This window comes from Deinococcus sp., from assembly GCF_025362455.1.
Taxonomy (GTDB): Bacteria; Deinococcota; Deinococci; order Deinococcales; family Deinococcaceae; genus Deinococcus.
In genome coordinates, this window is sequence record NZ_JANYGJ010000156.1 from 1 (window position 1) to 20,952 (window position 20,952).

At 65.9% G+C, this 20,952-nt stretch carries 23 protein-coding genes and 2 tRNA genes; 10 read left to right on the forward strand and 15 right to left on the reverse strand.

What is annotated here, in order from left to right:
- Positions 1–175: 175 nt before the first annotated feature.
- Entirely contained in the window at positions 176–664 is a 489-nt protein-coding gene (locus Q0R23_RS11930) for a DinB family protein (RefSeq protein ID WP_293913309.1), read from the reverse strand.
- A gap of 134 nt (positions 665–798) precedes the next feature.
- On the opposite strand from Q0R23_RS11930, the gene Q0R23_RS11935 reads away from it, so the two are divergent.
- Positions 799–875: transfer RNA gene (locus Q0R23_RS11935), tRNA-Met, on the forward strand.
- A 103-nt stretch (positions 876–978) separates the two neighbouring features.
- Here Q0R23_RS11935 and Q0R23_RS11940 read toward each other — a convergent pair.
- The 3 genes from Q0R23_RS11940 to Q0R23_RS11950 are packed head-to-tail and all read right to left on the reverse strand — an operon-like array spanning position 979 to position 1,771.
- Complete coding sequence (locus Q0R23_RS11940; RefSeq protein WP_293913311.1) at positions 979–1,200, reverse strand: hypothetical protein; 222 nt, start codon at positions 1,198–1,200, stop codon at positions 979–981.
- A gap of 2 nt (positions 1,201–1,202) precedes the next feature.
- Positions 1,203–1,493, reverse strand: a complete 291-nt coding sequence (locus tag Q0R23_RS11945) for an ATP-binding protein (RefSeq protein ID WP_293913313.1) — start codon at positions 1,491–1,493, stop codon at positions 1,203–1,205.
- Positions 1,490–1,771, reverse strand: coding sequence for a rhodanese-like domain-containing protein (locus Q0R23_RS11950; RefSeq protein WP_293913315.1), 282 nt, complete (start codon positions 1,769–1,771; stop codon positions 1,490–1,492). Before Q0R23_RS11950 ends, Q0R23_RS11945 begins: the two co-directional genes overlap by 4 nt.
- Positions 1,772–1,983: 212 nt before the next feature.
- Here Q0R23_RS11950 and Q0R23_RS11955 point away from each other — a divergent pair, with 212 nt between their 5' ends.
- The 3 genes from Q0R23_RS11955 to Q0R23_RS11965 all read left to right on the forward strand — a co-directional run bounded on the left by Q0R23_RS11955 (position 1,984) and on the right by Q0R23_RS11965 (position 3,511).
- Positions 1,984–2,298, forward strand: coding sequence for a rhodanese-like domain-containing protein (locus Q0R23_RS11955; protein ID WP_293913317.1), 315 nt, complete (start codon positions 1,984–1,986; stop codon positions 2,296–2,298).
- A 44-nt stretch (positions 2,299–2,342) separates the two neighbouring features.
- Positions 2,343–2,693 (forward strand): metal-sulfur cluster assembly factor, encoded by a 351-nt coding sequence (locus tag Q0R23_RS11960; protein WP_366520429.1) that lies wholly within the window; start codon positions 2,343–2,345, stop codon positions 2,691–2,693.
- A 68-nt stretch (positions 2,694–2,761) separates the two neighbouring features.
- A complete protein-coding gene (locus Q0R23_RS11965) occupies positions 2,762–3,511 on the forward strand; it encodes a methyltransferase domain-containing protein (RefSeq protein ID WP_293913319.1) in 750 nt (249 codons plus the stop codon).
- A gap of 7 nt (positions 3,512–3,518) precedes the next feature.
- On the opposite strand, the gene Q0R23_RS11970 is transcribed toward Q0R23_RS11965, so the two are convergent.
- On the reverse strand, positions 3,519–3,920 hold the full coding sequence (locus Q0R23_RS11970; protein WP_293913321.1) for a hypothetical protein: 402 nt from the start codon (positions 3,918–3,920) through the stop codon (positions 3,519–3,521).
- A 45-nt stretch (positions 3,921–3,965) separates the two neighbouring features.
- Positions 3,966–5,249, reverse strand: coding sequence for an MFS transporter (locus Q0R23_RS11975; protein ID WP_293913323.1), 1,284 nt, complete (start codon positions 5,247–5,249; stop codon positions 3,966–3,968).
- Positions 5,250–5,355: 106 nt separating this feature from the next.
- Here Q0R23_RS11975 and Q0R23_RS11980 point away from each other — a divergent pair, with 106 nt between their 5' ends.
- On the forward strand, positions 5,356–5,574 hold the full coding sequence (locus Q0R23_RS11980) for a hypothetical protein (RefSeq protein ID WP_293913325.1): 219 nt from the start codon (positions 5,356–5,358) through the stop codon (positions 5,572–5,574).
- A 252-nt stretch (positions 5,575–5,826) separates the two neighbouring features.
- On the forward strand, positions 5,827–7,479 hold the full coding sequence (locus Q0R23_RS11985) for a DUF937 domain-containing protein (protein ID WP_293913327.1): 1,653 nt from the start codon (positions 5,827–5,829) through the stop codon (positions 7,477–7,479).
- Between the two features lie 260 nt (positions 7,480–7,739).
- Here Q0R23_RS11985 and Q0R23_RS11990 read toward each other — a convergent pair whose 3' ends face one another.
- Positions 7,740–8,621, reverse strand: coding sequence for a glutaminyl-peptide cyclotransferase (locus Q0R23_RS11990; protein WP_293913329.1), 882 nt, complete (start codon positions 8,619–8,621; stop codon positions 7,740–7,742).
- A gap of 378 nt (positions 8,622–8,999) precedes the next feature.
- Here Q0R23_RS11990 and ffh point away from each other — a divergent pair, with 378 nt between their 5' ends.
- The 3 genes from ffh to Q0R23_RS12005 all read left to right on the forward strand — a co-directional run bounded on the left by ffh (position 9,000) and on the right by Q0R23_RS12005 (position 11,324).
- On the forward strand, positions 9,000–10,373 hold the full coding sequence (ffh, locus tag Q0R23_RS11995; RefSeq protein ID WP_293913331.1) for a signal recognition particle protein: 1,374 nt from the start codon (positions 9,000–9,002) through the stop codon (positions 10,371–10,373).
- Between the two features lie 102 nt (positions 10,374–10,475).
- Positions 10,476–10,551, forward strand: a tRNA-Lys gene (locus tag Q0R23_RS12000).
- Between the two features lie 404 nt (positions 10,552–10,955).
- A complete protein-coding gene (locus Q0R23_RS12005; protein ID WP_366520430.1) occupies positions 10,956–11,324 on the forward strand; it encodes a type II toxin-antitoxin system death-on-curing family toxin in 369 nt (122 codons plus the stop codon).
- 11 nt (positions 11,325–11,335) lie between these two features.
- Here the strand turns inward: Q0R23_RS12005 and Q0R23_RS12010 are convergent, their stop codons facing one another.
- The 5 genes from Q0R23_RS12010 to Q0R23_RS12030 all read right to left on the reverse strand — a co-directional run bounded on the left by Q0R23_RS12010 (position 11,336) and on the right by Q0R23_RS12030 (position 15,640).
- Positions 11,336–12,022 (reverse strand): HD domain-containing protein, encoded by a 687-nt coding sequence (locus tag Q0R23_RS12010; protein WP_293913335.1) that lies wholly within the window; start codon positions 12,020–12,022, stop codon positions 11,336–11,338.
- 54 nt (positions 12,023–12,076) lie between these two features.
- Positions 12,077–12,856 (reverse strand): hypothetical protein, encoded by a 780-nt coding sequence (locus tag Q0R23_RS12015; RefSeq protein ID WP_293913337.1) that lies wholly within the window; start codon positions 12,854–12,856, stop codon positions 12,077–12,079.
- Positions 12,857–13,291: 435 nt separating this feature from the next.
- Entirely contained in the window at positions 13,292–14,281 is a 990-nt protein-coding gene (locus tag Q0R23_RS12020; RefSeq protein ID WP_293913338.1) for an asparaginase, read from the reverse strand.
- 154 nt (positions 14,282–14,435) lie between these two features.
- Positions 14,436–15,176: a hypothetical protein gene (locus tag Q0R23_RS12025; RefSeq protein WP_293913340.1), complete on the reverse strand. Its 741-nt coding sequence runs from the start codon at positions 15,174–15,176 to the stop codon at positions 14,436–14,438.
- 119 nt (positions 15,177–15,295) lie between these two features.
- Positions 15,296–15,640: a hypothetical protein gene (locus Q0R23_RS12030; RefSeq protein WP_293913342.1), complete on the reverse strand. Its 345-nt coding sequence runs from the start codon at positions 15,638–15,640 to the stop codon at positions 15,296–15,298.
- A gap of 119 nt (positions 15,641–15,759) precedes the next feature.
- Between Q0R23_RS12030 and Q0R23_RS12035 the strand changes: the two genes are divergently transcribed.
- Positions 15,760–16,725: a DUF1517 domain-containing protein gene (locus tag Q0R23_RS12035; protein ID WP_293913349.1), complete on the forward strand. Its 966-nt coding sequence runs from the start codon at positions 15,760–15,762 to the stop codon at positions 16,723–16,725.
- A gap of 581 nt (positions 16,726–17,306) precedes the next feature.
- Here Q0R23_RS12035 and Q0R23_RS12040 read toward each other — a convergent pair.
- The 3 genes from Q0R23_RS12040 to Q0R23_RS12050 all read right to left on the reverse strand — a co-directional run bounded on the left by Q0R23_RS12040 (position 17,307) and on the right by Q0R23_RS12050 (position 20,862).
- Positions 17,307–17,750, reverse strand: a complete 444-nt coding sequence (locus Q0R23_RS12040; RefSeq protein WP_293913344.1) for a response regulator — start codon at positions 17,748–17,750, stop codon at positions 17,307–17,309.
- Complete coding sequence (locus tag Q0R23_RS12045; protein ID WP_293913345.1) at positions 17,747–19,420, reverse strand: CHASE3 domain-containing protein; 1,674 nt, start codon at positions 19,418–19,420, stop codon at positions 17,747–17,749. Before Q0R23_RS12045 ends, Q0R23_RS12040 begins: the two co-directional genes overlap by 4 nt.
- Positions 19,421–19,596: 176 nt before the next feature.
- A complete protein-coding gene (locus tag Q0R23_RS12050; protein ID WP_293913351.1) occupies positions 19,597–20,862 on the reverse strand; it encodes an aminotransferase class III-fold pyridoxal phosphate-dependent enzyme in 1,266 nt (421 codons plus the stop codon).
- Positions 20,863–20,952 lie beyond the last annotated feature (90 nt).

The following is a 20,952-nucleotide window of genomic DNA, read 5'->3' on the forward strand; positions in this document are numbered from 1 at the left end:
GGGCTGGTCAGCATTGGTCCCGTCCGGGCGCCGGGGGCATGGCCACCTTGCGTGCGCGTTCAGCGTCTGTGTCTCGACCGCTGCCCTTCACCGCCTTGCGTCACCGCGCCTTCCCCGCCCCGCATTTCTGAGTTACACCCCATTGCGCCATTTCACCTACGTTCACCTACGCCACTCAGGGCAGCACCAGGTCGGTGTCTTCACCGGGCACCAGCGGGTAGCCGAGGACGCGCCCCAGCGCCAGCAGTTGACCCTTGTGATGAAACTCGTGGGTGACAGGGTGCAGGACCAGCCACCGCTGCGTAACCTGAAGCCGGTCCCGTCCGGGGCGCACCAGCTCGAAGTGTTCGTCCGGGTGCCCGAACTCCCGGCAGGCCCGCATCACCACGCGGTCTACCTCGGCGAACCTGGCCCGCATCGCCCCAGCGTCGGGCACGCTGGGCGCCTCGAAGGCCATCTGGCTCGGCTCCAGCTCCAGCCCGGAGCGGCCTATCCAGCTCAGGTAGCAGTTGGCGACGTGGGCCTGGATGTTGCGAATGCTGCCGTAGGCGAAATCGGGGTGTTCACGGGTGTAGATCGCCGGTGGCAGCGAGGCGGTGTAGGCGAACAGTTCCTCACGGGTCCGGATGATCCAGCCGTAAAGCAGGGCAAGCGAAGGGTCCATGCCAGGAGTATCTGCGGCGAGCCCAGACGGATCAAGTGTGGCTCGGCGCAGGGTTGACAGGTTGGGAACTCGGTAGTACTATTCCTGAGCGTCTAAAAACGCCGCTGAGAGTTGTTACAGTGTGGAAGAGTTGTCGCAGGGTAGAGCAGTCCGGTAGCTCGTCGGGCTCATAACCCGGAGGTCACAGGTTCAAATCCTGTCCCTGCAACCAAAATAGAAAAACGCAGCGTCCCAGTCCAAGCGGCTGGGATTTCGCGTTGCTGAAACTTCGCGTTGTGTGCCACTGGTAAGCTCAAGATAGTGCCGATGGCGGATCAGTCCAGCCGCGCCGTGCCGTCCACATCCACCCGCGCCTCGTCGCCCGGTTCGTCGTCGCCCAGCGGCTCGCAACGGGGGCGAAACAGCTCGTAGGTGTTCTCGGCGATGAACAGGGCGCCCGGTTGCGCGTTGCGGCGGCGAAGGCGCTCGCGGGCCAGCAGCTCCGGCGTACTCAAAGCGTAGATGACCAGTGGGGCGCCCAGCGCCGCCGCCGCCACTCTCAGGGCGTCCCGCTCGGCACGGGTCCACAGGCCCCCTCGTCGAGCACCACATCCAGACCGAGTTCGAGGGCACGGACCCAGTACCGGCGCATCAGGGTCGGGACGCGGGTGCGAAACTCGGCGAACTGCTCGGCGGGCGGGTCCTGGCCGTAGAGGGTGGTCATCCACTCGTCGCTGGAGAATCGGAAGGCGGGCAGCTCGCGCTCCAGCCTGCGGGCCAGGGTCGTCTTGCCGCTGCCCAGGAAGCCGTGCAGGGCGTGGATGGTGCCGATCACAACAGGCTCAGTCATGGGTGCAAAGCCAGCAGCAGAGCCAGGACGCCGCCGATGTAGGCCGCCGCGTCGAGCCTGTCGGCACGCAGGAACCGGGCCGCCAGGCCGCTGCGAACGCCGCGCTCACAGATGACCAGCAGCGGGCCGTCTTCGGCGCTCAGGCCGTGTTCGCCCGCCTCGATCTGCTCCAGACTGAGGGCACAACTCCGGTTAGGGATCAGTGCCTCCAGCGGCTGCGCCAGCCTCAGCGCCTCCGAACGCAGGTCGATCATCAACACGTGGCGCGGCGGCAGCATAGCCGGAGTGTAGGACGGAAACCGCCGGGTATATGGGACGGCGGCATCGTTCAAGTGGCCTCTGGACGCTCGGCTTGCCAGGGTATGAGCACCACTGGGACGACGTTTTCATCGACACCTACCAGAGCGAGCAGCTCGGCAACCGTGGCCCCTCTCCCTCCCATTCAGACGAATCACAATACCTACTGCGGCGCTCGGTTATGCTGAACTTTATGCAAGAAGTAAGCCCACAAGAAGCCCAACAACGTGTCCGCAGCGGCGCCCTGCTGATCGATGTGCGAGAAGCCAGCGAATACGAGGAAGTCCATGCCCAGGGCGCGAGGCTGATGCCGCTGAGCGAGTTTCAGGTCCAGTCGGCCAGCCTGCCCCGTGACCAGGAGATCGTGCTGATCTGCCGCAGCGGCGCCCGCAGCGGCCAGGCCACCCAGTTTCTGCTCGACCAGGGCTACGTCAGCGTCGCCAACACACTCGGCGGTACGCTGGCCTGGCAGGCGGCGGGGCTGCCCACAGAAGGAGCGCAGGCGTGAGCGAGGAATCCAGCACCCAACCCGAAGCCGTCAAGCCCGAAGCCATCAAGTCCGAAGCCGTCCGGGCCGCCCCGGCAGGGCTGCCCAGCCAGGCGCAGATTCTCGAATCGCTCAAGGTCGTCAAAGACCCGGAGATTCCGGTCAACGTGGTGGACCTCGGCCTGATCTACGAGGTCGGGATCGACGACGCGGGCCGTGTGGAGATCAGCATGACGCTGACCTCGGTGGGCTGCCCGGTGCAGGACCTGATCCGCAGCGACGCCGAGATGGCCGTGATGCGCCTGGACGGGGTGAACCACGTCAACGTCGAATTCGTCTGGTCGCCGCCCTGGAGCCCCGAAAAGATGTCCGAGGACGGCAAGCGCCAGATGCGGATGTTCGGCTTCAACCTCTGAGCTGAGGTTTGAATCGACCGCTCCGGCCCCCGCTGGGGCGGTTTTTCGTGCCGGGGTAGACTCCGGGCATGACCAACCCGTTTACCAGCCCCGACGGAGCGGCCCGCTACGCTGCCGGGCGGCCCGACGTGCAGCCGCTGCTGCTGGAGCGCGTTCAGCCGTTTCTGGTGGGCACGGCGCTGGGCATCGATGTCGCCTGCGGCACCGGGCAGTGCAGCGTGGCGCTGGCTGATCTGGTCGGCGAAGTGCTGGCCTTCGACGTGTCGGCATCGATGCTGGCCCGCGCCCGGCCCCATAAGCGTGTGAAGTACGCCCTGGCCGCCGCCGAAGCGCTGCCGGTGCCGGACCACTGCGCCGACGTGCTCACTGTCTGCATGGGCTTCCACTGGTTCGAGCGGGGCGCCTTTTCGCAGGAAGCGCGGCGGGTACTCAGGCCGGGCGGCGTGCTGGCGATTCTGGACAGCTTTTTTGCCGCCGAACTGGTGGGCCATCCACAGTTCGGCGCCGTGATGGAGCGCTACGGAGCGCAGTATCCGCCTCCTAGACGGGACAGCCGCCCATTCGGCGAGGCGCAGGCTCAGGCGGCCGGATTCTCCTTTCACTCGGAGAAACTTACTCATCTGATCCCTTTCAGCCAAGGTCAGCTCGTGGCGTATCTGCTGACCCACAGCAACACCATCGCCGTCACCGACGCCGGGCGCGAAACACCCCAGCAGGTACGCGACTGGCTCGACCGCGAACTCACCCCCCTGCTACCAGACGGCCAGGTGGGTGAGTTCGTCTTCGGCGCCGAGGTGCGGGTGCTGAGGCCGCTCTAGGCGCGGTTCAACAGGTGCTGATCTTGGCCACCACCGCCGCACTGCTTTTCTGAATGATCGCGCCGCTCCCGTCATACAGCTCGTAGCGGAAGCTGATGCCCTCACCTTGAGGCAAAGACGTGCAAGGCGAGGCGACATACCAGTCGAAAGCATCGGCTGTAAGCGAGCCGTTCGGAAATGTCCTGTCACCGACGAACAGCCTGCCGCTCCGGATCAGTGCCTTGTTGGCCGCCGTCACCGCGTCAGTGCTGACGACGAGTTGAAGACCTCCACCGAATTTCTCCTGCAATACCGCAAAGCTCGTCTGATCTGAGAAGGTCATCGCTTTCGAGCCAAACCCTGGAGCGCTGGGTAAAGTACACGATACGAAGGCGAGAGACAGACCACCAATCAGCAATGTCTTCAGCATGGCCCAGTCTACGTCCAGACGGAACGGTGCCCACTGAGCAGCTTCTTACCCCGTCGCGGGCGCCCGAATCTGGGGCCGGGCCAGCGCCACGACGATCAGCAGCACCAGCAGCACGCCGCCGCTGAACAGGTACGGCGCGTGGTGAGTCACGTTCTGATATAGCCCGGTGCCGATCAGCGGGCCGGTCATGCGGCCCAGGGCCAGGGCCGAGGAGTTCAGGCCCGCCACGCTGCCCTGCTGGTCGTCACCGACACTCAAGGAGAGCGCCGCCGAGAGGCTGGGGCCGAGCACCGCGCTGCCGACCCCGATCAGCCCCAGCGAACCGACCATCGGCCAGTAGGTTCCGGCAGCGCTCAGGGCGAACATACCCGCGCCCATGATGACCAGGCCCACCGGAATCAGGGCCGTGGCGCTGACTTTTTTCGCCAGGGGCCGGATGGCGCCGCCCTGCACCGCCGCCGAGATCAGTCCGAACAGCGCCAGCATGCCGCCGACGACCTGGGGCGTGCGGGCCAGGCTGAGGTTCAGGTTGTCCTGCACGTAGAAGCTGATGGTCTGCTCCATGCCCACCGAGGCCAGCGTGAACAGCGCACTGATAATCAGAAACACCGGAACCGGGCCGCGCAGCAGGGCCAGGCGGTCACCTCTCAGGCTCGGCGCAGTGCCCGGCGCCCTGGTCTCGCGCAGGGTCAGCCGGGCCAGCAGCGCCGTGACCAGGCCCAGACCGGCGCTGAAATACACCGGCACGGTCAGGCCGTAGTTGGCCAGCAGCCCGCCCAGACCGGGGCCGAAAATCACGCCCAGGCCGAAGGCCGCGCCGATCAGACCCATCGCGGCGGCGCGGTTACCCCGGTCTGTCAGGTCGGCCATCATCGCCTGGGCGGTGGGCAGGGTGGCGCTCGACAGAATGCCGCCCAGGAAACGCGCACCCACCAGCAGACCAAACAGTGCCGTGCCGCCCAGCACGCCCCGCAGTCCCAGGTCGGCCACCACCGCGAACAGCCCGAAGCTCAGCGAAAACCCGATCAGGCCCATGACCAGCACCGGCTTGCGCCCGACTTTCTCCGAGCGAGCGCCCCAGATCGGGCTGAAGACGAATTGCATCAGGCTGTAGGCCGTCGAAAACCAGCCGGTCTGCCACTCCGAGAGCCCCAGCTTGCGCGACAGCGGCCCGAAGATGGGAAACAGCACCGACAATCCCAGCATCGCCACGAAGATGGTCAGAAACAAGATCAGCTTGGCCCGGCCCGTGCTGGCCGCCGGAGCCGGGTTGGTCGGAGCCGGGTTGGTCGGAGCCGGAGCTGATGGGTTTGGGCCGGACGCGCTCATGGCCCAAGCCTACGCGCCGCTCCTGACCGGATGGCGGGTGCGTGAACATTCGGCGCGGCTGCCCTGGCGGGCCTGCGGGTGACGGGCCTACAGGTGATGGGCCTGGGTGGGGCGAACGTCTGAAGATCAGGCAGGGCGCCCGGTCCGGCTGCTGGGCGATAAGCTGCTGGGCGATGAGCTGCTGGGCGATGAGCTGCTGGGCGGTGAGCGGAAGGCACACAGACGGTCATGCGTCCAGCCTACCGCCGGGCGAGACGACATTCGTCCATATTCGTCCATCTGGGCGCTGCCTGGTGTTGAGCGCGGCGCCATCTGCGCAACGTGAGCGGCGCCTGAGTAGACATGAAGACTCTGTGAAGTTTTTTACAGACTCGGACGGTGCGGCGGCTAGCCGTCAGATCATCGCCTGTGTCACAATTTAGCTGAACGACGTTCATGAGACGTTCAGCCAGCAGCAGGTGTCGAGTCACCCACGCCACGGCACCTCTCAGTTCAGCACTTCAGGTTTAACGGGGCCACTTCCACCAGGCCGGTGCATGGCAGCCAGCCCCTCTGGAGCAGCCCCTTTGGAGACCACATGACTATTCTCGATCTGATTGAACAGCAAATCGGCAGCGCCCAGGCCGATCACCTCGGCCAGCAGGTCGGTCTGGCTCCCGCACAGGCCCACTCGGTCGTCAGGGCCTTGCTGCCACTGCAACTGGGCGCCCTGATCGACCACGCCCAGACCCCAGCAGGCGCCCAGCAACTGCTCGACCTGGCCGCCAGCACGCCCGGCGGCACCGTCCACGAGATTCTGAGCCGCCCCGGCAGCGCCGAGCAGCTCGAAGGCCTGGGCAACACCCTCTCGCCCACCTTGCTGGGCAACCAGGAGCACCACCTCGCCGATCAGGTGGCCGCGCACAGTTCCAGCACCGACAGTGGTGGCGGTGGTGGCGGTGGGGCCATCGACAGCGTTCAGGTGCAGCGCCTGGGCCGCCTGACCCTGCCGCTGCTGCTGGGGCTGGTGGGTCAGTGGGCCAGCAGCCAGAACCTCGGCGCCGCCGGGCTGGGCGCCGCCATGACGCCTCTGCGCCCCCGTCTGGCGGGCCTGATTCCGCCGTCACTGACCGGGCTGCTGGGCGGTCTGGGCGCTGCGGGTTTGGGCGCTGTAGGCGGTCTGGCAGGCGCCGCTGGAGCCGCGCTGGGCGCCGTGCGTTCCGGCATACCGGACATAAATCTGCCGAACGTGAATCTGCCGAATATCAATGTCCCGAACATGCCGAATCTGAATGTGCCGAATCTGAATGTGCCCAGTATCAACGTGCCGAACGTGAACGTGCCGGACATCAAGCTGCCCAGTGGCAATCTACCCAGTGTCGATCTACCCAGTGTGAACGTCCCCAGCGTCAACATGTCCAAGATTTCCACGCCCGGTGTGGCGGCGCCGGGTATCTCCGCGACCTCGCGCCCGCTGAGCACGCCGCTGCCCAACCCGTCTTCACTGAACGCCGCGCCGCTGGTCGGTGAAACGCAGCGGCGCGGCGCAGGCTGGCTGTGGGCGCTGCCGCTGGCGCTGCTGCTGGGCCTGGGCGGCTGCTATCTGTCGCAGCAAAACCAGGCCAAACCGGCGACCACGGCGGGCACCACACCCACGGAAAGCACCACGGCGCCAGTGGCAGGCGCGGCGGGCACCCTGGCGATCCTGGCCCCGGCCACCGGAGGCACGGTCGCGGCGGGCGCCTTCGACCTGAGCGGCACCGGCAAGGCGGGCGACGAGCTAGAAGTCTTCGAGGACGGCACCAGCCTGGGTAAAGCCACCGTCGGCGCAGATGGAAAGTGGACCCTGAACGTGCCCTCGCCCGCTGAAGGCAAGCACACCTACGAGGTCAAAATGGGCGCCCTGAGCGCCACCAGCGCCGTGACCGTCGGCAGCGCTGCGGCTACTGGCACTGCGGCTGCTGGAACTGCCGCAACGGGTGCCTGCACCAAGGACTACACGCTGTCGCTCAAAGACGGCGAAAGCGTTTCGGCGCCGTTCCGTTTCGGCGGCGTGGGCGCAGGCAAAGGCTACAACGTGAGCGTCATGCGCGGTGGGCGCACCATCGGCACCAAACCGCTACCGCTCAACGCCTCCTGCGGCTGGAGCTACAACAGCACCCCCGGCAAGGGCAAGGTGACCTACATCGTCAAGGAAGGGCTGGAAGCGGCAGGCAAGCAGGTCAGCAGCATCACGCTGAACGTGCAGTGAGGAACGTGCAGTGAGCAAGCAGCAGTAGGCGAAGCGGGAAGGCCCTGGGCGTGTGTTCCGGGGCCTTCTTTGTGTCGTATTTGATGGGTTGGGAAGATGGCAAGGACTGGCACGTGCGGGCCGGGAACGCTGCCCGCTAGCTCACTCCGCAAGCAAATCTGCGACTCTAAATCAGGATGACGACTTTGCAATGTATCCACACTTCTTTATAGTCATACTCCTTTATAGTCATACTCCTCTATAGTCATACTTCTTCACACTCACGGCCAGGTGACTTCAAACATCAGCGGCCAGTTCTTGCCAGTCAGCAACCAGACGTTCCGCACCGCGTCGTAGGCGATGCCGTTGGGCACGTCGATGGCCTGCCCAGCCTTCTGTGCCGCTGCCTGGGCCTGGCGGGTAAGGTCGGTCACGTCGATCCAGGCGGTAACCTTGCCGCTCTGCGGGTCGATGCGGGCGATGCGGTTGGTCAGCCAGATGTTGGCGTAAATAAAGGAAGCGCCGTATTCCAGCTCGTTGAGGTTGACCACCCCGGCGCCCCCAGCCGTGACGCGCAGCTTTTTGAGCACGGCGAAGGTCTTCGGGTCGCGCCAGGTGAGCGTATCGGAACCGTTACTCATGATCAGCGATCTGTCGTCGTGGGTCAGGCCCCAGCCCTCGCCCTGGTAGCGCCTCTGGCCCTGGCTGCGCAGCGTCAGCGGGTCGTAGAGGTAGAGGGTCTCCTCCTGCCAGGTGAGCTGATAGGCGACGCCCCCGAAGACGCTGACGCCCTCCGAGAAGACGTTAGGGTTCGGCGGGCGGCGGCGCAGGCTCACCTCGCCGGTCTGGGGACTCACCCGCCGCAGACTGCTCTGCCCGACCAGGCCGGTGCTTTCCAGCAGTGCGCCACCGTAGAATTCCAGGCCCTCGGTAAAGGCGTCCTGGGCGTGCGGTATGCGGGCGAGCACCCTGGGAGTGAGCACCGGAATGCCGCTGGCGGGCGACGATGCCGCAGCAGGTGCGGGCGCGGGCGCGGCTGTGGGTACGGGTGTGGGCACGGTTGTGGGCGCGGTTGTGAGCACGGCGGCCAACCCGGCGGCAGGCACGGCGGCCAGGGCACAGGCCGGAAGCAGAAAGCGGCACAGCAGCAGGCGGCGAAACATGGACACAGCATAGAGCAAGGCGCAGAATGGAGGCGCGGGGAAAACAGCCTCCCCGCGCCTCCATTCTGCGCCTTGCTCAGTTAAAACTACTCGCTCCGCTCGGTCATAAAAAGGGTCTTTTTATGACATCTGCCTTAGGGCCAGACCGTGTAATACGGATTCTGCTCTGGACAGGAGGCGGGCGTGGCCAGCCGCGTTCCTGATCACAACAGCGCCGATGACGACGCTTGCTCGCTCCGTTCTGCCCAAGACGCGCCGCCTGCACGCCCGCCCCCGCGCAGGGCCGTACTTTCTCCTGCTCCCATGCCTGGCGTGTCTTGGCCTGAACAGCGCCCCACACCTCCTGTTCCCGCCTCCCGTGCGTGGTAGTTTAGACAGATGTTCGAGACCCTGGGCAACAAATTACAGGACATCCTGGAAAGATTGCAGCGCGAAAAAGCCCTGACCGACGCGCAGGTCAAAGTCGCCATGCGCGAGATCAGAATGGCGCTGCTGGAAGCCGACGTGAACTTCGGGGTGGCCAAGGAATTCGTCGCCCGCGTTAGCGAGAAGGCGGTGGGCCAGGAGGTGCTGGGCAGCCTCAACGCCGGGCAGATGGTGGTCAAACTGGTCCACGACGAGCTGATTGAAACGCTGGGCGGTGAGTCCAAGCAACCGGTGCTGAAAAACGACGGCAACGTGATTTTCATGGTGGGCCTCCAGGGCGCGGGCAAAACCACCAGCACCGGCAAACTCGCCAAGTTCTACAAGGAAAAGGGCCGCCGGGTGCTGCTGGTCGCCGCCGACACCCAGCGCCCCGCCGCCCGCGAACAGCTCCGGACCCTGGGCGCCCAGGTCGGCGTGCCGGTCTTCGAGGTCGCCAACGACGAGACGCCGCAGCAGATCAAGACCCGGCTGGCACAGACCATGCAGCAAGACTTCCGCGACCTGGTGATCGTGGACACGGCGGGCCGCCTCCAGATCGACGAGGCGCTGATGGACCAGCTCGCCGACCTCCAGGGTGCGCTGCAACCCACCGAGACGCTGCTGGTCGTCGACGCCATGACCGGCCAGGAGGCGCTGAGCGTGGCGCAGACCTTCGATGCGCGGGTGAAGTTGTCGGGCCTGATTATTACCAAGATGGACGGTGACGCACGCGGCGGCGCGGCCTTATCTGCGCGGTTCGTGACCGGCAAGCCGATTTACTTTTCGGGCACCTCGGAAAAACTGACCGGGCTGGAGCCGTTCTACCCCGACCGGGTGGCCGGGCGCATCCTGGGCATGGGCGACGTGCTGGGCCTGATCGAGAAAGCCCAGCAGGCCGATATGGTCACCATGGAGAACAAGAAGGCCGAGGAATTCGACCTCGAAGACCTGCTGAATCAACTCCGGCAGATTCGCAAGATGGGGCCGCTGGGCGACCTGATCAAGCTGATACCGGGCATGAGTCGGGCGCTGCCGGAGGGATTTAACATCGACGAGAAGCAGATCCAGAAGATCGACGCCATGATCTCCTCAATGACCATGAGGGAGCGGCGCAGTCCCAAGCTGCTCAACGCCTCGCGCCGCAAACGGATCGCCAAGGGTGCGGGCACCGAGGTCAGCGAGATCAACAAGCTGGTCAAGATGCACGAGCAGATGAAAGACATGATGAAGATGCTCCAGCGCATGAGCGGCGGCAAGGGCATGGGGGCGATGGGCGGCGGTATGAAGGGTGGCCGGGGCCTGAAGCCCAACCAGATGCCGCCCCGGTTGCCGGGCACGCGCCGCTGAACTGTCAGGAGCGCTGCGAAGTCTGGCCGCGCGGGTTTGACAGCGCCGTGCTGCGCCCCCTATACTCCCTTTCGCTCGCAGACCCTTTGCGGCGGCAAATCAGGGATGTTAGCTCAGTTGGTAGAGCAGATGACTTTTAATCATCGGGTCGTAGGTTCGAGCCCTACACGTCCCACCAGAGCTTTTTGAAACCGCCCCTGCACGCGCCGTGTGGGGGCGGTTGCCGTGTCACGGAGCTGTGTCACGAAGATTGCCCTGGGCGTCAGGGCAACGCGAGACCTGGCGCGGTAGACTGTGAATGCAAGGGGGCAAGGTGACTAGCATACCGAACAAGACAACACCGAGCAAGACGACATCGAGCAAGTCAGAGGAGCCACGCATTTTCGTTCGTCTGAAGGACATCAAGCGCCGTCCGCGCCCAGAACAGACTGAGGATGAGATTAGAGCCTGGGTCATGGAGCAGTTGCAGGCCGACAAAAAGACGCTCGACCTACTCGCGACGCTCTGAGCGTGGCGTTTCCGAAAGGCTCCTTTTATCGCCATCGGGGGTGGGACTACCCCACACCTACCTTTGTCTACGTGGTGCATGACGGTATTTTGCTTACCTCACCGGGCCGAGCGGGCGTCGCCCACGAGAGCGTGATCGAGAGTGCCGCTTCGAAGCCGACGGAAAGCGCTTTTGGTGAGGACGCCTACCCGACGTTTTTTACCAAAGTCGCGGCGATTGGGTACACATTGGCGCACGATCACGGCTTCAGCGACGGCAACAAGCGCACAGCGCTGGAGGTCATGCTGCTGAGCCTCAAGCGCAATGATTTTTATCCTGATCCAACTGAGCGGGAGGCCGCCACCGTCATGGTTTTGACGGCGATGGGGCTGCTGACGATTGCCGGTCTGCGCGTCGTGCTGATGGCCTGGTGCGGCATCGACCCCGCAGACGCCGAAGCCTGAGCGCCCCCACTTCACCGCAGCGGCGCCAGTCCCCGCACTCCGTCGCTGCTCAGGCCCGCCGCCGTTTCCAGTTGGGCCACGTTGCGCTCCAGCTCAGCGAACAGCGCCAGCAACCCTGGGCGCTGGGCCACCTCCGGGCGCCCGGCAGCCTGGCGGTAGGCGTCTGAGAGCAGGCGGTAGTACTGCAAGGTGCCGTCCCGGCCAGCCGTGAAGCGTGTAAACGCCGCCTCGCCCTCGCTGTGAAAATCGGCCAGGATAGTGCGGACGTTGTAGAGCTTGTCGGAGGCCGAGACCAGTAACCCGGAGACCGGCGCCTGTGGCAAGTGAGCCAGGTACGCGCGTTTGCGCTCAGCCCAGGCAGGCTTGCGGCCATCCGGGTCAGGCACACCGTCGGTGGCACTGTCGACCAGCCGGGCCACCTCGCTGCCGTAGTGGGCCACCAGTTCGCCGCGCAGGTCGCTGTGAGCACGCCGGGTGTTCTGCGGGCCGTCTTCCAGCGCGTCGTGGAGCAGGGCGGCCACCGCCTCGGTTTCGCTGGCGCCGTACTCCAGGGCGATGGCGCAGACGCCCAGCAGGTGCGACAGGTACGGCACACCGCTGCCCTTGCGGGTCTGGGGCGCGTGCCACTCGGCGGCCAGCGCCAGGGCGTCCTGAAAGCGCTCGGTCAGGCGGGTGGGCTGGGAGCTGGGAGTGGTCATGATTCAGTCTAGCGGCTGGCTCACTCAGGCCCGCCCAGACCAGCTCAGACCGGCTCAGCTCAGCTCACGCCGCAGCTTCCCGGCCAGTTGAAACCACTCGCGCTCCTGGCTGCGGTACAGCCCGCCCGCCCGCTTCTCGGTGCGGGCCAGGGTGCCGAGCTGCGCCCTGGCCTCGTCAGGCCGGTTCTGGGCCATCAGAAACTGGGCGTAGCGCACGCGGGGTTCCTCGCTGGTGGCGCCCATCAGGGCTGCCTGGTAGGTGGCGTCAGCCTCGCCGACCTGGGTCTGCTCGGCCTGGGCACCGGCCAGCAGCGTCAACGTGCGGGTGCGAATAGAGGCGCTGGTCTTGAGGTCCACCCGGCCCAGCAGCGCCGCCGCCGAGGCCGGATCACGGCGGGCCAGGGCCAGTTCGGCGCTGGTCAGCAGCACCAGCGGGTCGTCGGCGTAGATGCCGCTAAGCAGCGGTTGCAGGGCGTCCTGGGCCTCGGCCTCGCGTCCGGCGCGGGCCAGCAGGGCAGCCAGGTCGGTGCGGTTGCTCAGGGTATCGGACTCCTCGATGCGCTCTCTGGCGTCGCGGATGCGGGTCTCCAGCGGGCGCAGGTTCTCCAGGGCCGGTTGCAGATTCGCGCCCACCCGCCGGGCATTGCCGCGCAGGTTCGGCAGCACTTCGATGAACAGGTAGGCCAGCACCGCCAGGTAACTGCCGATCAGCAAAATGAAAATCCAGTAGAAGTTGCGGCGGGTGACGACGACGTGAATCAGGAAGATGACTTGCAGCGCTCCCGACAGATACACCAGCCAGGGATACTGCCCCAGGAAACCGAACAGGTTCATGCCCCCATGCTACAGAAAGCCGCCGTGAGGTGGCGTGGGAAGCGTGCTCGTGGCCAGCCCCGCGCTACCCTGACCGGGTGAAATCCGTGTTCATGGCGATCAGCCTGGGTGTACTCAGCGTGGGCCACGCCGCTGCGTCTCTGTCCGGCCTGGCGCCTCCAGTCCGGACAGCCGGTTTCCAGCCCTCTGATCTGCCGGAATCGTGTAGCTCACGTAGGGCGCCCGTGCTCCACATCGGGACATGACTGACTTCGCTGGAACTCAGCGTTCTACTAAATCAGTGGTCTACTAAAGTAGAAAAGCAGCTCTGGGCGCCTGTCGTTGACCCCTCGCCCCTTGTGAGAGAGTCGCAGACCTGCTTGCAGAGGGTAAGTAAGCGCAGCGCATGCCCTCCGTCCCTTCCCACAAGCCACAGGCCACAAGCCACAAGCCCCCTCAAAACGCGCCGCCCCCGAACACACCCGCGATCTCGTTTCGGCCCAGACCCATGCCCAGCAGCACGATCAGCAGGATTCGGGCTTTGTGGGCGTTGAGGAAGCTGGCGGGAATAGCTCCGGCACGCAGCAGGGTGGCGCCGCCGCCGGGGTAGCCGTAGACCGGCAGCACCGGCCCGGCGTGGGTGCGGGTGGCGATGATGACGGGCTGGCGCGTGGCCCCGATCAGCGGCAGGAGTTCGGCGCTGAGGTTGCCGGTGCCGAGTGCGGCGATCACCAGGCCGTCGGCCCTCGCGGCGGCCTCGGCGTAGCCCTCGCCGCGCCAGCCCGCGTAGGCGTACAAAATCTCCACGCGGGCGTTCACATGGGCCGGGCGGTAAACGGGGCGCCGTTCGGGACGGGCAAAATAGTGCAGCGCGGCGCCGTGAGGGCCGTGATCGATGCGCCCAATCGGGCCGGGATAGCCGCCGAAGGCGTCCACGGCGGTGGTGTGAACTTTGGTGACGGTGCGGGCGTCGTAGATTTCGCCGCCGAAGACCACCAGCGGGCCGCGCCCCCGCGTGCCGGGATGCAGCGCCACCTGGGCGGCGTCTTCCAGGTTGCCGGGGCCGTCGGCGCTGGCCTGGGCGGCGTGGCGCATACTGCCGGTCAGCACCACGCCCACCGGGGTTTGCAGCGTCAGGTGCAGGTAAAAAGCGGTTTCCTCCAGCGTGTCGGTGCCGTGGGTGAGCACCACGCCGCACGCCCCGGCTGCGGCCTGTTCTTCAGTCAGGCGGCGCAGCACCTCCATGTGCGCCGGGGTGATGTGCGGGCTGGGCAGGTTGAACGGCTGGAGGTCGTCCACGGCAGCCAGTTCACCGCTGTGGGTGCGCAGGTCGGCGAGTTGCGGACGCTGCTGCGGCGTCAGCCCCGCGCCGCCGGGGTCGGGGCGGCTGGCGATGGTGCCCCCGGTGTGAATCACCGCCAGTCGTGGGCGCGACGCTGGGCTCATGCCGGACAGTCTAGGGCCGGACAGTCTAGGGCCGGACAGTCTGGAGCCGGACAGTCTGGAGCCGGGTGAGACTCATGGGGGACCAGACAGCAGTGCAACCTCCCCGCTGAGGCGCCGGGGAGGCTGTATGAACACAGTTCGCCGTGACTGACGCTCAGCTCTTCTGAACCTCGTCCTTGAGGTCATGGGCCTTGTCCTTGGTGGCCTGCGCGACCTGCTGAATGTTGTCCCGAATCGCCGAGGTGTTGTCCTTGACGTCGGCCTTGAGGTCGTGCGCCGCGTCCTTGGCGTCCGATTTGACCTGCTGAGCGCCCGACTGCGCCGCCTGACCGGCGCTCTGAGCCGCGTCCTTGAGGTCCGATTTGAGATCCTGGGCCTTGTTCTGGGTGGCCTTGGCGGCGTCCTGAACATCCGATTTGAGCTGCTCGGCCTTGTCCTGCGCAGCTTCCTTGGCCTGACCGCCGATCTGACTCGCCTTGTCGGCCACCACGGCTCCGGCGCTCTGGGCGGCGTCTTTGACCTGGGCGCCCACCTGGCCTGCGGCCTCACGGGTCTTGGCCGCCGCTTCCTGCACCGCCTTGGACACGTCCTCGGCAGCCTTTTCGGCGGCTTCCTTGCCATCATTCAGGCTGTGCTGGGCCGCGTCCCCCACCTCGGCGGCCTTGTCGGCAATCACCGCCCCGGCGTCCTTTGCGGCGTCCTTGACCTGCTCGAAGCCCTTGGTGGCGGAGTCTGCCACGCCCTGCGCCGCGTCCTTGATACCGAGGTCGGCGAGCTTCTGATCGAGCAGGCGGCGGTTTTGTTCACGGCTCAGGTAATAAGCGCCTGCGCCGATCAGGGCGCCCAGCAAAATAAAACGTTTGACGGGAAAACGGGTCGAGCGATGTTGAGACATACGCCACACTACCCCCGGCTTCTCATCTTGCGGATGAGGGCGCGTTCAGGCTGACTTGACCTAGCCCGCCAGACCCAGCCCGCCAGACCTATCAGATCAGGCCCCTCACACCAAACCCCTCACACCAGACCCAGCCGCCGGGCCAGGGCTTCCTCGAAAATCCATTCCTCGCCCGCGCCCAGGTGCAGCAGTACGTGACCCCGGCCCAGATAAAAGGCTTTGATCTTGTCCCAAGCTTCGGCCTCGTCAGCCGCCGCCTCGTCGATGTCGGCCAGGGTGCCCCACAGATCGCCCTCGAATTCGTCGCTGAGCAGGGCCTCGGCGTGGCCGCTGAGCACGTAGGCGTCCACTTTTTCGCTGCGGGGGTAGTCGGTGCCCTCCTGCCGGAATTCCAGGCGGTCACCGCGCTCATACAGCCGGGCGAGCAGGGTTTCAAACGCTTCTTGAGTCAGGTGGACGTCCATGCCGGGCAGTCTACCCGGCGCCGCCCCTTCGCCACAGCGCCCCGCGCTCCCCTACACTGCTGGATATGCACATCTCCGGTCAACCTCGCGGGTCTGTCGTGTCCCGGCTTCTCAGTACCATGCTCAGGATCACGCTGGTGGTGGCCCTTCTGACACTGCTGGTCACCGCGCTGGTGAGCAGCGCCTACGCCCGCTCCGGCGGGGGTTTTGGCGGCTCGTCGAGTGGCCGGTCAAGCGGCAGTTCCAGCAGCGGGGGCGGCGGCTTTGGTGGCAGCTCCAGGGGTGGTGGCTACAGCGGTGGCGGCTACAGCGGTGGCGGCTACAGCGGGCCGGTCATCATCAACAACGGCGGCTACGGCGGCGGCTACTACGGCGGCGGCGGCTACAGCTCTGGTGGCGGCTTCGCCATTGTGCCCATCCTGCTGATCGTGGTGGCGGGCGTGGTCACCTTTATGGTGATGCGGCGCAGCGCGGCCAGAGCCGGGGGCGGCAGCGGGCTGCTGGGCAGCTTTAGCGGCGACGCCCAGGCGGTGATGGTGCAGGTCATCATGCTCGAAGGCGACGAGGTGAAATCAGCGCTGCAACAGGTGGCCGAGCGAGGCGACCCCGACACCGACGCGGGACTGGCCCGGATGCTTCAGGAGGCCGCGCTGGTGGTGCTGCGCCACCCCGAACGCTGGGTTTACGGCGACGTGCAGCGTGCCCAGGGCGACGCCAGCCGCGCCGACGCCCAACTGGGAAGCTGGGCCACCCAGGCCAGGGCCGCCTTTACCGAGCAGACCACCAGCAACTACCAGAACCGCGACCCCAACAGCGGTTTCGAGCACCGCCCGCACACCGGCAAAGACGAAGCGGGCGGCTTGTATTTGGCCGTCACGCTGGGCGCCGCCACGCACGCCCTGGGCGCCCTACCCCCGGCAGGCAGCACCGACGCCAAAGAGGTCCAGGCCGCCTTGCAGGCCGTCGCTGGCGTCACGGCAGGCGACCTGATCCGCGCCGAGGTCATCTGGAGTCCCGACCAGGAGGGCGAATTCCTGAGCGAAGACGAGGCGATCATGAAGTATCCGCAGGCGAAGAAGCTGTAGGCGGAGGGCGACAGAAATCTATCACCCTGAACGCAGTGAAAGGTCTGATCGACCAGCTTACAATAAAGTCAGGCCGAATGTTGGCTTGATGGGCGATAGTCTAGAGGAAAGCTGGCATCTCGATGTGGACTGTAATTTAGCAGCGAGATTCTTCGTTTCGTTCAGAATGACAACGAGGGTGCTGGTGGTTGCGGAGGCACCTGCTCATCAGGTTCGAGGTGGCTTCCCGACGCAGGCTTCGCGCGATTTGAAAAGAGAAAGAGAGAAAAGAGAAAGAGAGGGCAAACGACCACCGCTGGCTAGCTGTCAGAGACGACGACCGTGTGGCCTGCGAAAAGAAGGCTTCCCGGCGTGACTCAACGGCAAACGGCGCCTGCTTACACGGGATTAAAAAGACTTCCGGATATGTACCGTCGAGGCCACCCGGTCGCCCCCTCTCCCCGCCGCTGCGCGGCTCCCCTCTCCCGCAGGGGGCGAGGGGTCAACCGCACATAACTCAGAATCAATTTAATCCCGTATTACACGGCGGCGCCATATTCTTTCTGATTTGGGCTTCTCTTCTGGGCGCCAGGTTCTGGGCGCTAGGTTCTGGGCGCCAGGTGGGGCGGCAGGGCGACGGTGGCCAGCCAGAAGGTTTCCAGGGTGCGCACCACCTCGAAAAACTCGCCGACACCGAGCGGCTTGGGAATGTAGGCGTTGACGTGCAGGTCGTAGCTGCGCCAGATGTCGCCCTCGGCGCGGGAGGTGGTCAGCATGATGGTGGGAATGCGCCGCAGGGCCGGGTCGGCTTTGAGCAGGGCCAGCAGCTCCAGGCCGTTCATGCGCGGCATGTTGACATCGAGCAAGATCAGGTCGGGCGTGGGAACGTCAGCAAATCCCTTTTCGCGGCGCAGAAACTCCAGGGCCTCCACACCGTCACGGACGACGTGCAACTGATTGGCGATGCGGGCTTCCTCGAAGGCCTCTTCGGTCAGGAGCACGTCGGCTGAATTGTCCTCGACCAGTAAGATGTCGATTTTCCTCATACGGGCGTACCTTCCGGGGGGTCAAAGCGGGCGGGCGGTTCGGGCGCCACTGAAGGTAGAGTAAAGGTAAAGGTGCTGCCCTGACCCATCACACTATTGACCCGGACGGCGCCGCCGAGCCGTTCGACGACGCTGCGCACCAGCGCCAGCCCGATACCGCTGCCCTCGTAGACGCCCACGCCGTGCAGCCGCTGAAAGACCCCGAAGATGCGCCCGAAGTACGCTTCCTCGATGCCGATGCCGTTGTCGATCACCGAGAAGGTCCAGCCGGGGGGTGCGCCGGGCGGCCACGCCTGCACCGTGTTCTGAACCTGCACCGTGTCCTGAACCGCCGTAATCTGAACCGCCGTGATCTGAATCGTGAGCGGGCGCTGTGGATCACGGAATTTCAGGGCGTTGCCGATCAGGTTCTGGAAGACGTGGCGCAGCAGCTCGGCGTTGCCCGGCACCACCGGCAATTCAGCCACCTGAATGCTGGCCTGGGTGTGGGCGATCAGCACCTGGAAATCGTCGAGCAGGCCCTGCACCAGCGCCTGGACATCGACGGGCTCGACCGGGCGGCCCGGCTGGCGAAGGCGCGAATACAGCAGCAGGTCCTGAATCAGCGTTCGCAGGCGGTGGGTGGCGGCCAGCGTGAAGGCGATGTAGGTGTCGGCGCGTTCGTCGAGCTGGCCGCTGTAGCGCCTGCCCAGCAACTCGGTGTAGCTGCCGATGGTCCGCAGCGGCTCCTGAAGGTCGTGACTGGCCACGTAGGCGAACTGTTCGAGTTCCTGGTTGCTGCGGGCCAGGGCGCTGTTGCTGGCCTCCAGGGCGCTGTTGCTGGCCTCCAGCGCCCTGTTGCTGGCCTCCAGCTCATCGCGGGCGGCGATCAGTCCGGCCTCTCTGGCCTGCACCGACTCGGCCATCACCGAAATGTGGCTGCGCAGGGCCTGCACCTCGCTCACCGCCGCGTCGGGCAGCGGCTCGCCGTACTGTCCCAAGGCGACGCGCTGAGCACCCTGACCCAGCGTGTCCAGCCCGCGCATCAGGGTGCGGGCCGCGTTCACGGCGATCAGGATCAGCAGCAGCAGGGCGCCCAGCAGCCCGGCAATGGTCAGCGTCCGGCTGAGTCTCAGGGCGCTGGCGCTGGCCGTCACGGCGGCCTCGCGGCGCAGGGTTTCGCTGCGTTCCAGCACGCTCAGCACGCCGCGCACCTCGTCGATGAGCTGCTTGCCCTGGGTATTTTCCACCAGCGCGGTGGCCACGTCACGCGAGACGCTGCGGGCACGAATCTCCGGCGTGGCCACCTCGCGGTTCCAGCGCTCGACCAATCGGCGCACTTCTTGCAGGTTACGCCGCTGCTCGTCACTGACGCTCAGGCGCTCCAGGGCACTCAGCCGCTGCCTGAACCCCTGCTGGCCCCGGCGGTACGGCTCCAGGTACAGCGCGTCACCGACGATGATAAAGCCGCGCACGCCGGTTTCCATATCGATGATGTCGCGGGCCAGCAGATTGATCTGGTTCAGCCGCACCTGGGCACCGTTGAGCAGCTCGACCTGGGCGGCGTTGCGGTTGATGCCCCAGACCACCGAGGCGATCACCAGCAGCAGCAGCACCAGCGGCGGCGCCAGCGGCAGCAGCAGAAACGCCGTCAGGCTGCGGGGTCGGGGCGAGGCAGGGCGCGGGCGCATGAAGGTTCAGTGTAGGCGATAGTGTAGGCGATGAGGCCGAGCTGGGGGTGGGAAGAATGCCGCAGTCGGCGGGCACCGAGATGACCGGCGGGGTCTGTTCAACTTATTGGGCGTTGCGTACCAGCACCAAACCGGGCGCCCCCCACTCGGCGGCGCCCGGTCGTTCCTGATCTTCCCTACTCGCGTTGCTTGCTCTCGGCCACCTCGGCGGCGGGCACGGCACGCGGGTTGACGCGCTCCAGCACCCGCGTCAGCGCGGCGACGGCGGCGTCGATCTGCTCGTAGCTGATGGTGATGGGCGGCAGAAAACGGATCACCAGCGGCGTGGCCTGGAGGCACAGCACCGCCTCGTCGTGCTCCATGGCGGCGATGTAGGGCGCACTCTTCTCCTTGAGTTCGACGCCGATCATCAGGCCCAGGCCGCGCACTTCACGAATCTTGGGGCTGGGAATGGCCCGCAGCTTGTCCATGAAGTAGGCGCCCTTCTCGCGGGCCTGCTCGGCCATGCCCTCGTTTTTCATGGCCCGGATGGCCGCCACGCCCGCCGCCATCGCCAGCGGGTTGCCGCCGAAGGTGGTGCCGTGACCGCCAGCGGGCATCCTGTCGGCCACGGCGGCGCTCATGGCGAAGGCGCCGATGGGCACGCCGCCCGCCATCGCCTTGGCCAGCGTCATCCCGTCGGGGACGACCTGGCACTCGTTGGCCACCTGGCAGCCGCAACGAATCCCATCCGCGTCCTGGCACTCCTGAGCGCAGAAATGCTCGACGGCGAACATCTTGCCGGTGCGGCAAAAGCCGGTCTGAATCTCGTCCAGAATCAGCAGGGCGCCCTTCTCGCGGGTGAGGGCGCGGGCAGCCCGCAGGAATTCGATGTTGGCGGGCCGGACGCCGCCCTCGCCCTGCACGGGTTCCATGATGACGGCGGCCACGTCCTCGGTGATCGCCGCGCGGAGTTCCTCGATGTTGCCGTAGGTGACGAAGCTGACGTGCTCGTTGTCCACCGCATTGCCGAAGGGCTCACGGTACTTGGGCTCCCAGGTGAAGGCCAGGGCGCCCAGTGTCCGGCCCGCGAAGCCGCGCTTCATGCTCACGAAGCGGGTCCGGCCCGTGGCGGTGATGGCGAACTTCTTGGCCGCCTCCACCGCCTCGGTGCCGGAGTTGCACAGGAAAATTCGGTCCAGGCCAGCAGGCAGCACGCTGACCAGCTCGCTCAGGAATTCGGCCCGCTTGTCGTTGGGCAGCGTCTGGGGCATCACGATCAGGTTCTCGGCCTGCTCCTGAATGGCCCGCACCACATCCGGGTGGCTGTGGCCGATGTTGGCGACGCCGTAGCCCGCCACGCAATCCACGTAACTGCGCCCGGTTTCGTCCCAGACGGTGGCGCCCTTGGCCCTGACCATCACGACTTGGTGCTTGTGGTACACACCGCTGTCGTATTTCATCTCGGCTTCGAGAAAGGTGCTGGCGGCCAATGGTGTCTGGTCAGTCTGTGTCTGGTCAGTCTGTGTCTGGTCGGTCTGTGTCTGGTCAGT

Bases quoted from the DNA above. Each gene is read 5' to 3' on its own strand.
- Q0R23_RS11930 (WP_293913309.1), bottom strand. From the start codon at position 664: ATGGACCCTTCGCTTGCCCTGCTTTACGGCTGGATCATCCGGACCCGT.
- Q0R23_RS11945 (WP_293913313.1), bottom strand. From the start codon at position 1,493: ATGACTGAGCCTGTTGTGATCGGCACCATCCACGCCCTGCACGGCTTC.
- Q0R23_RS11950 (WP_293913315.1), bottom strand. From the start codon at position 1,771: ATGCTGCCGCCGCGCCACGTGTTGATGATCGACCTGCGTTCGGAGGCG.
- Q0R23_RS11955 (WP_293913317.1), top strand. From the start codon at position 1,984: ATGCAAGAAGTAAGCCCACAAGAAGCCCAACAACGTGTCCGCAGCGGC.
- Q0R23_RS11965 (WP_293913319.1), top strand. From the start codon at position 2,762: ATGACCAACCCGTTTACCAGCCCCGACGGAGCGGCCCGCTACGCTGCC.
- Q0R23_RS11970 (WP_293913321.1), bottom strand. From the start codon at position 3,920: ATGCTGAAGACATTGCTGATTGGTGGTCTGTCTCTCGCCTTCGTATCG.
- Q0R23_RS11975 (WP_293913323.1), bottom strand. From the start codon at position 5,249: ATGAGCGCGTCCGGCCCAAACCCATCAGCTCCGGCTCCGACCAACCCG.
- Q0R23_RS11985 (WP_293913327.1), top strand. From the start codon at position 5,827: ATGACTATTCTCGATCTGATTGAACAGCAAATCGGCAGCGCCCAGGCC.
- Q0R23_RS11990 (WP_293913329.1), bottom strand. From the start codon at position 8,621: ATGTTTCGCCGCCTGCTGCTGTGCCGCTTTCTGCTTCCGGCCTGTGCC.
- ffh (WP_293913331.1), top strand. From the start codon at position 9,000: ATGTTCGAGACCCTGGGCAACAAATTACAGGACATCCTGGAAAGATTG.
- Q0R23_RS12010 (WP_293913335.1), bottom strand. From the start codon at position 12,022: ATGACCACTCCCAGCTCCCAGCCCACCCGCCTGACCGAGCGCTTTCAG.
- Q0R23_RS12015 (WP_293913337.1), bottom strand. From the start codon at position 12,856: ATGAACCTGTTCGGTTTCCTGGGGCAGTATCCCTGGCTGGTGTATCTG.
- Q0R23_RS12020 (WP_293913338.1), bottom strand. From the start codon at position 14,281: ATGAGCCCAGCGTCGCGCCCACGACTGGCGGTGATTCACACCGGGGGC.
- Q0R23_RS12025 (WP_293913340.1), bottom strand. From the start codon at position 15,176: ATGTCTCAACATCGCTCGACCCGTTTTCCCGTCAAACGTTTTATTTTG.
- Q0R23_RS12030 (WP_293913342.1), bottom strand. From the start codon at position 15,640: ATGGACGTCCACCTGACTCAAGAAGCGTTTGAAACCCTGCTCGCCCGG.
- Q0R23_RS12035 (WP_293913349.1), top strand. From the start codon at position 15,760: ATGCTCAGGATCACGCTGGTGGTGGCCCTTCTGACACTGCTGGTCACC.
- Q0R23_RS12040 (WP_293913344.1), bottom strand. From the start codon at position 17,750: ATGAGGAAAATCGACATCTTACTGGTCGAGGACAATTCAGCCGACGTG.
- Q0R23_RS12045 (WP_293913345.1), bottom strand. From the start codon at position 19,420: ATGCGCCCGCGCCCTGCCTCGCCCCGACCCCGCAGCCTGACGGCGTTT.
- Q0R23_RS12050 (WP_293913351.1), bottom strand. From the start codon at position 20,862: ATGAAATACGACAGCGGTGTGTACCACAAGCACCAAGTCGTGATGGTC.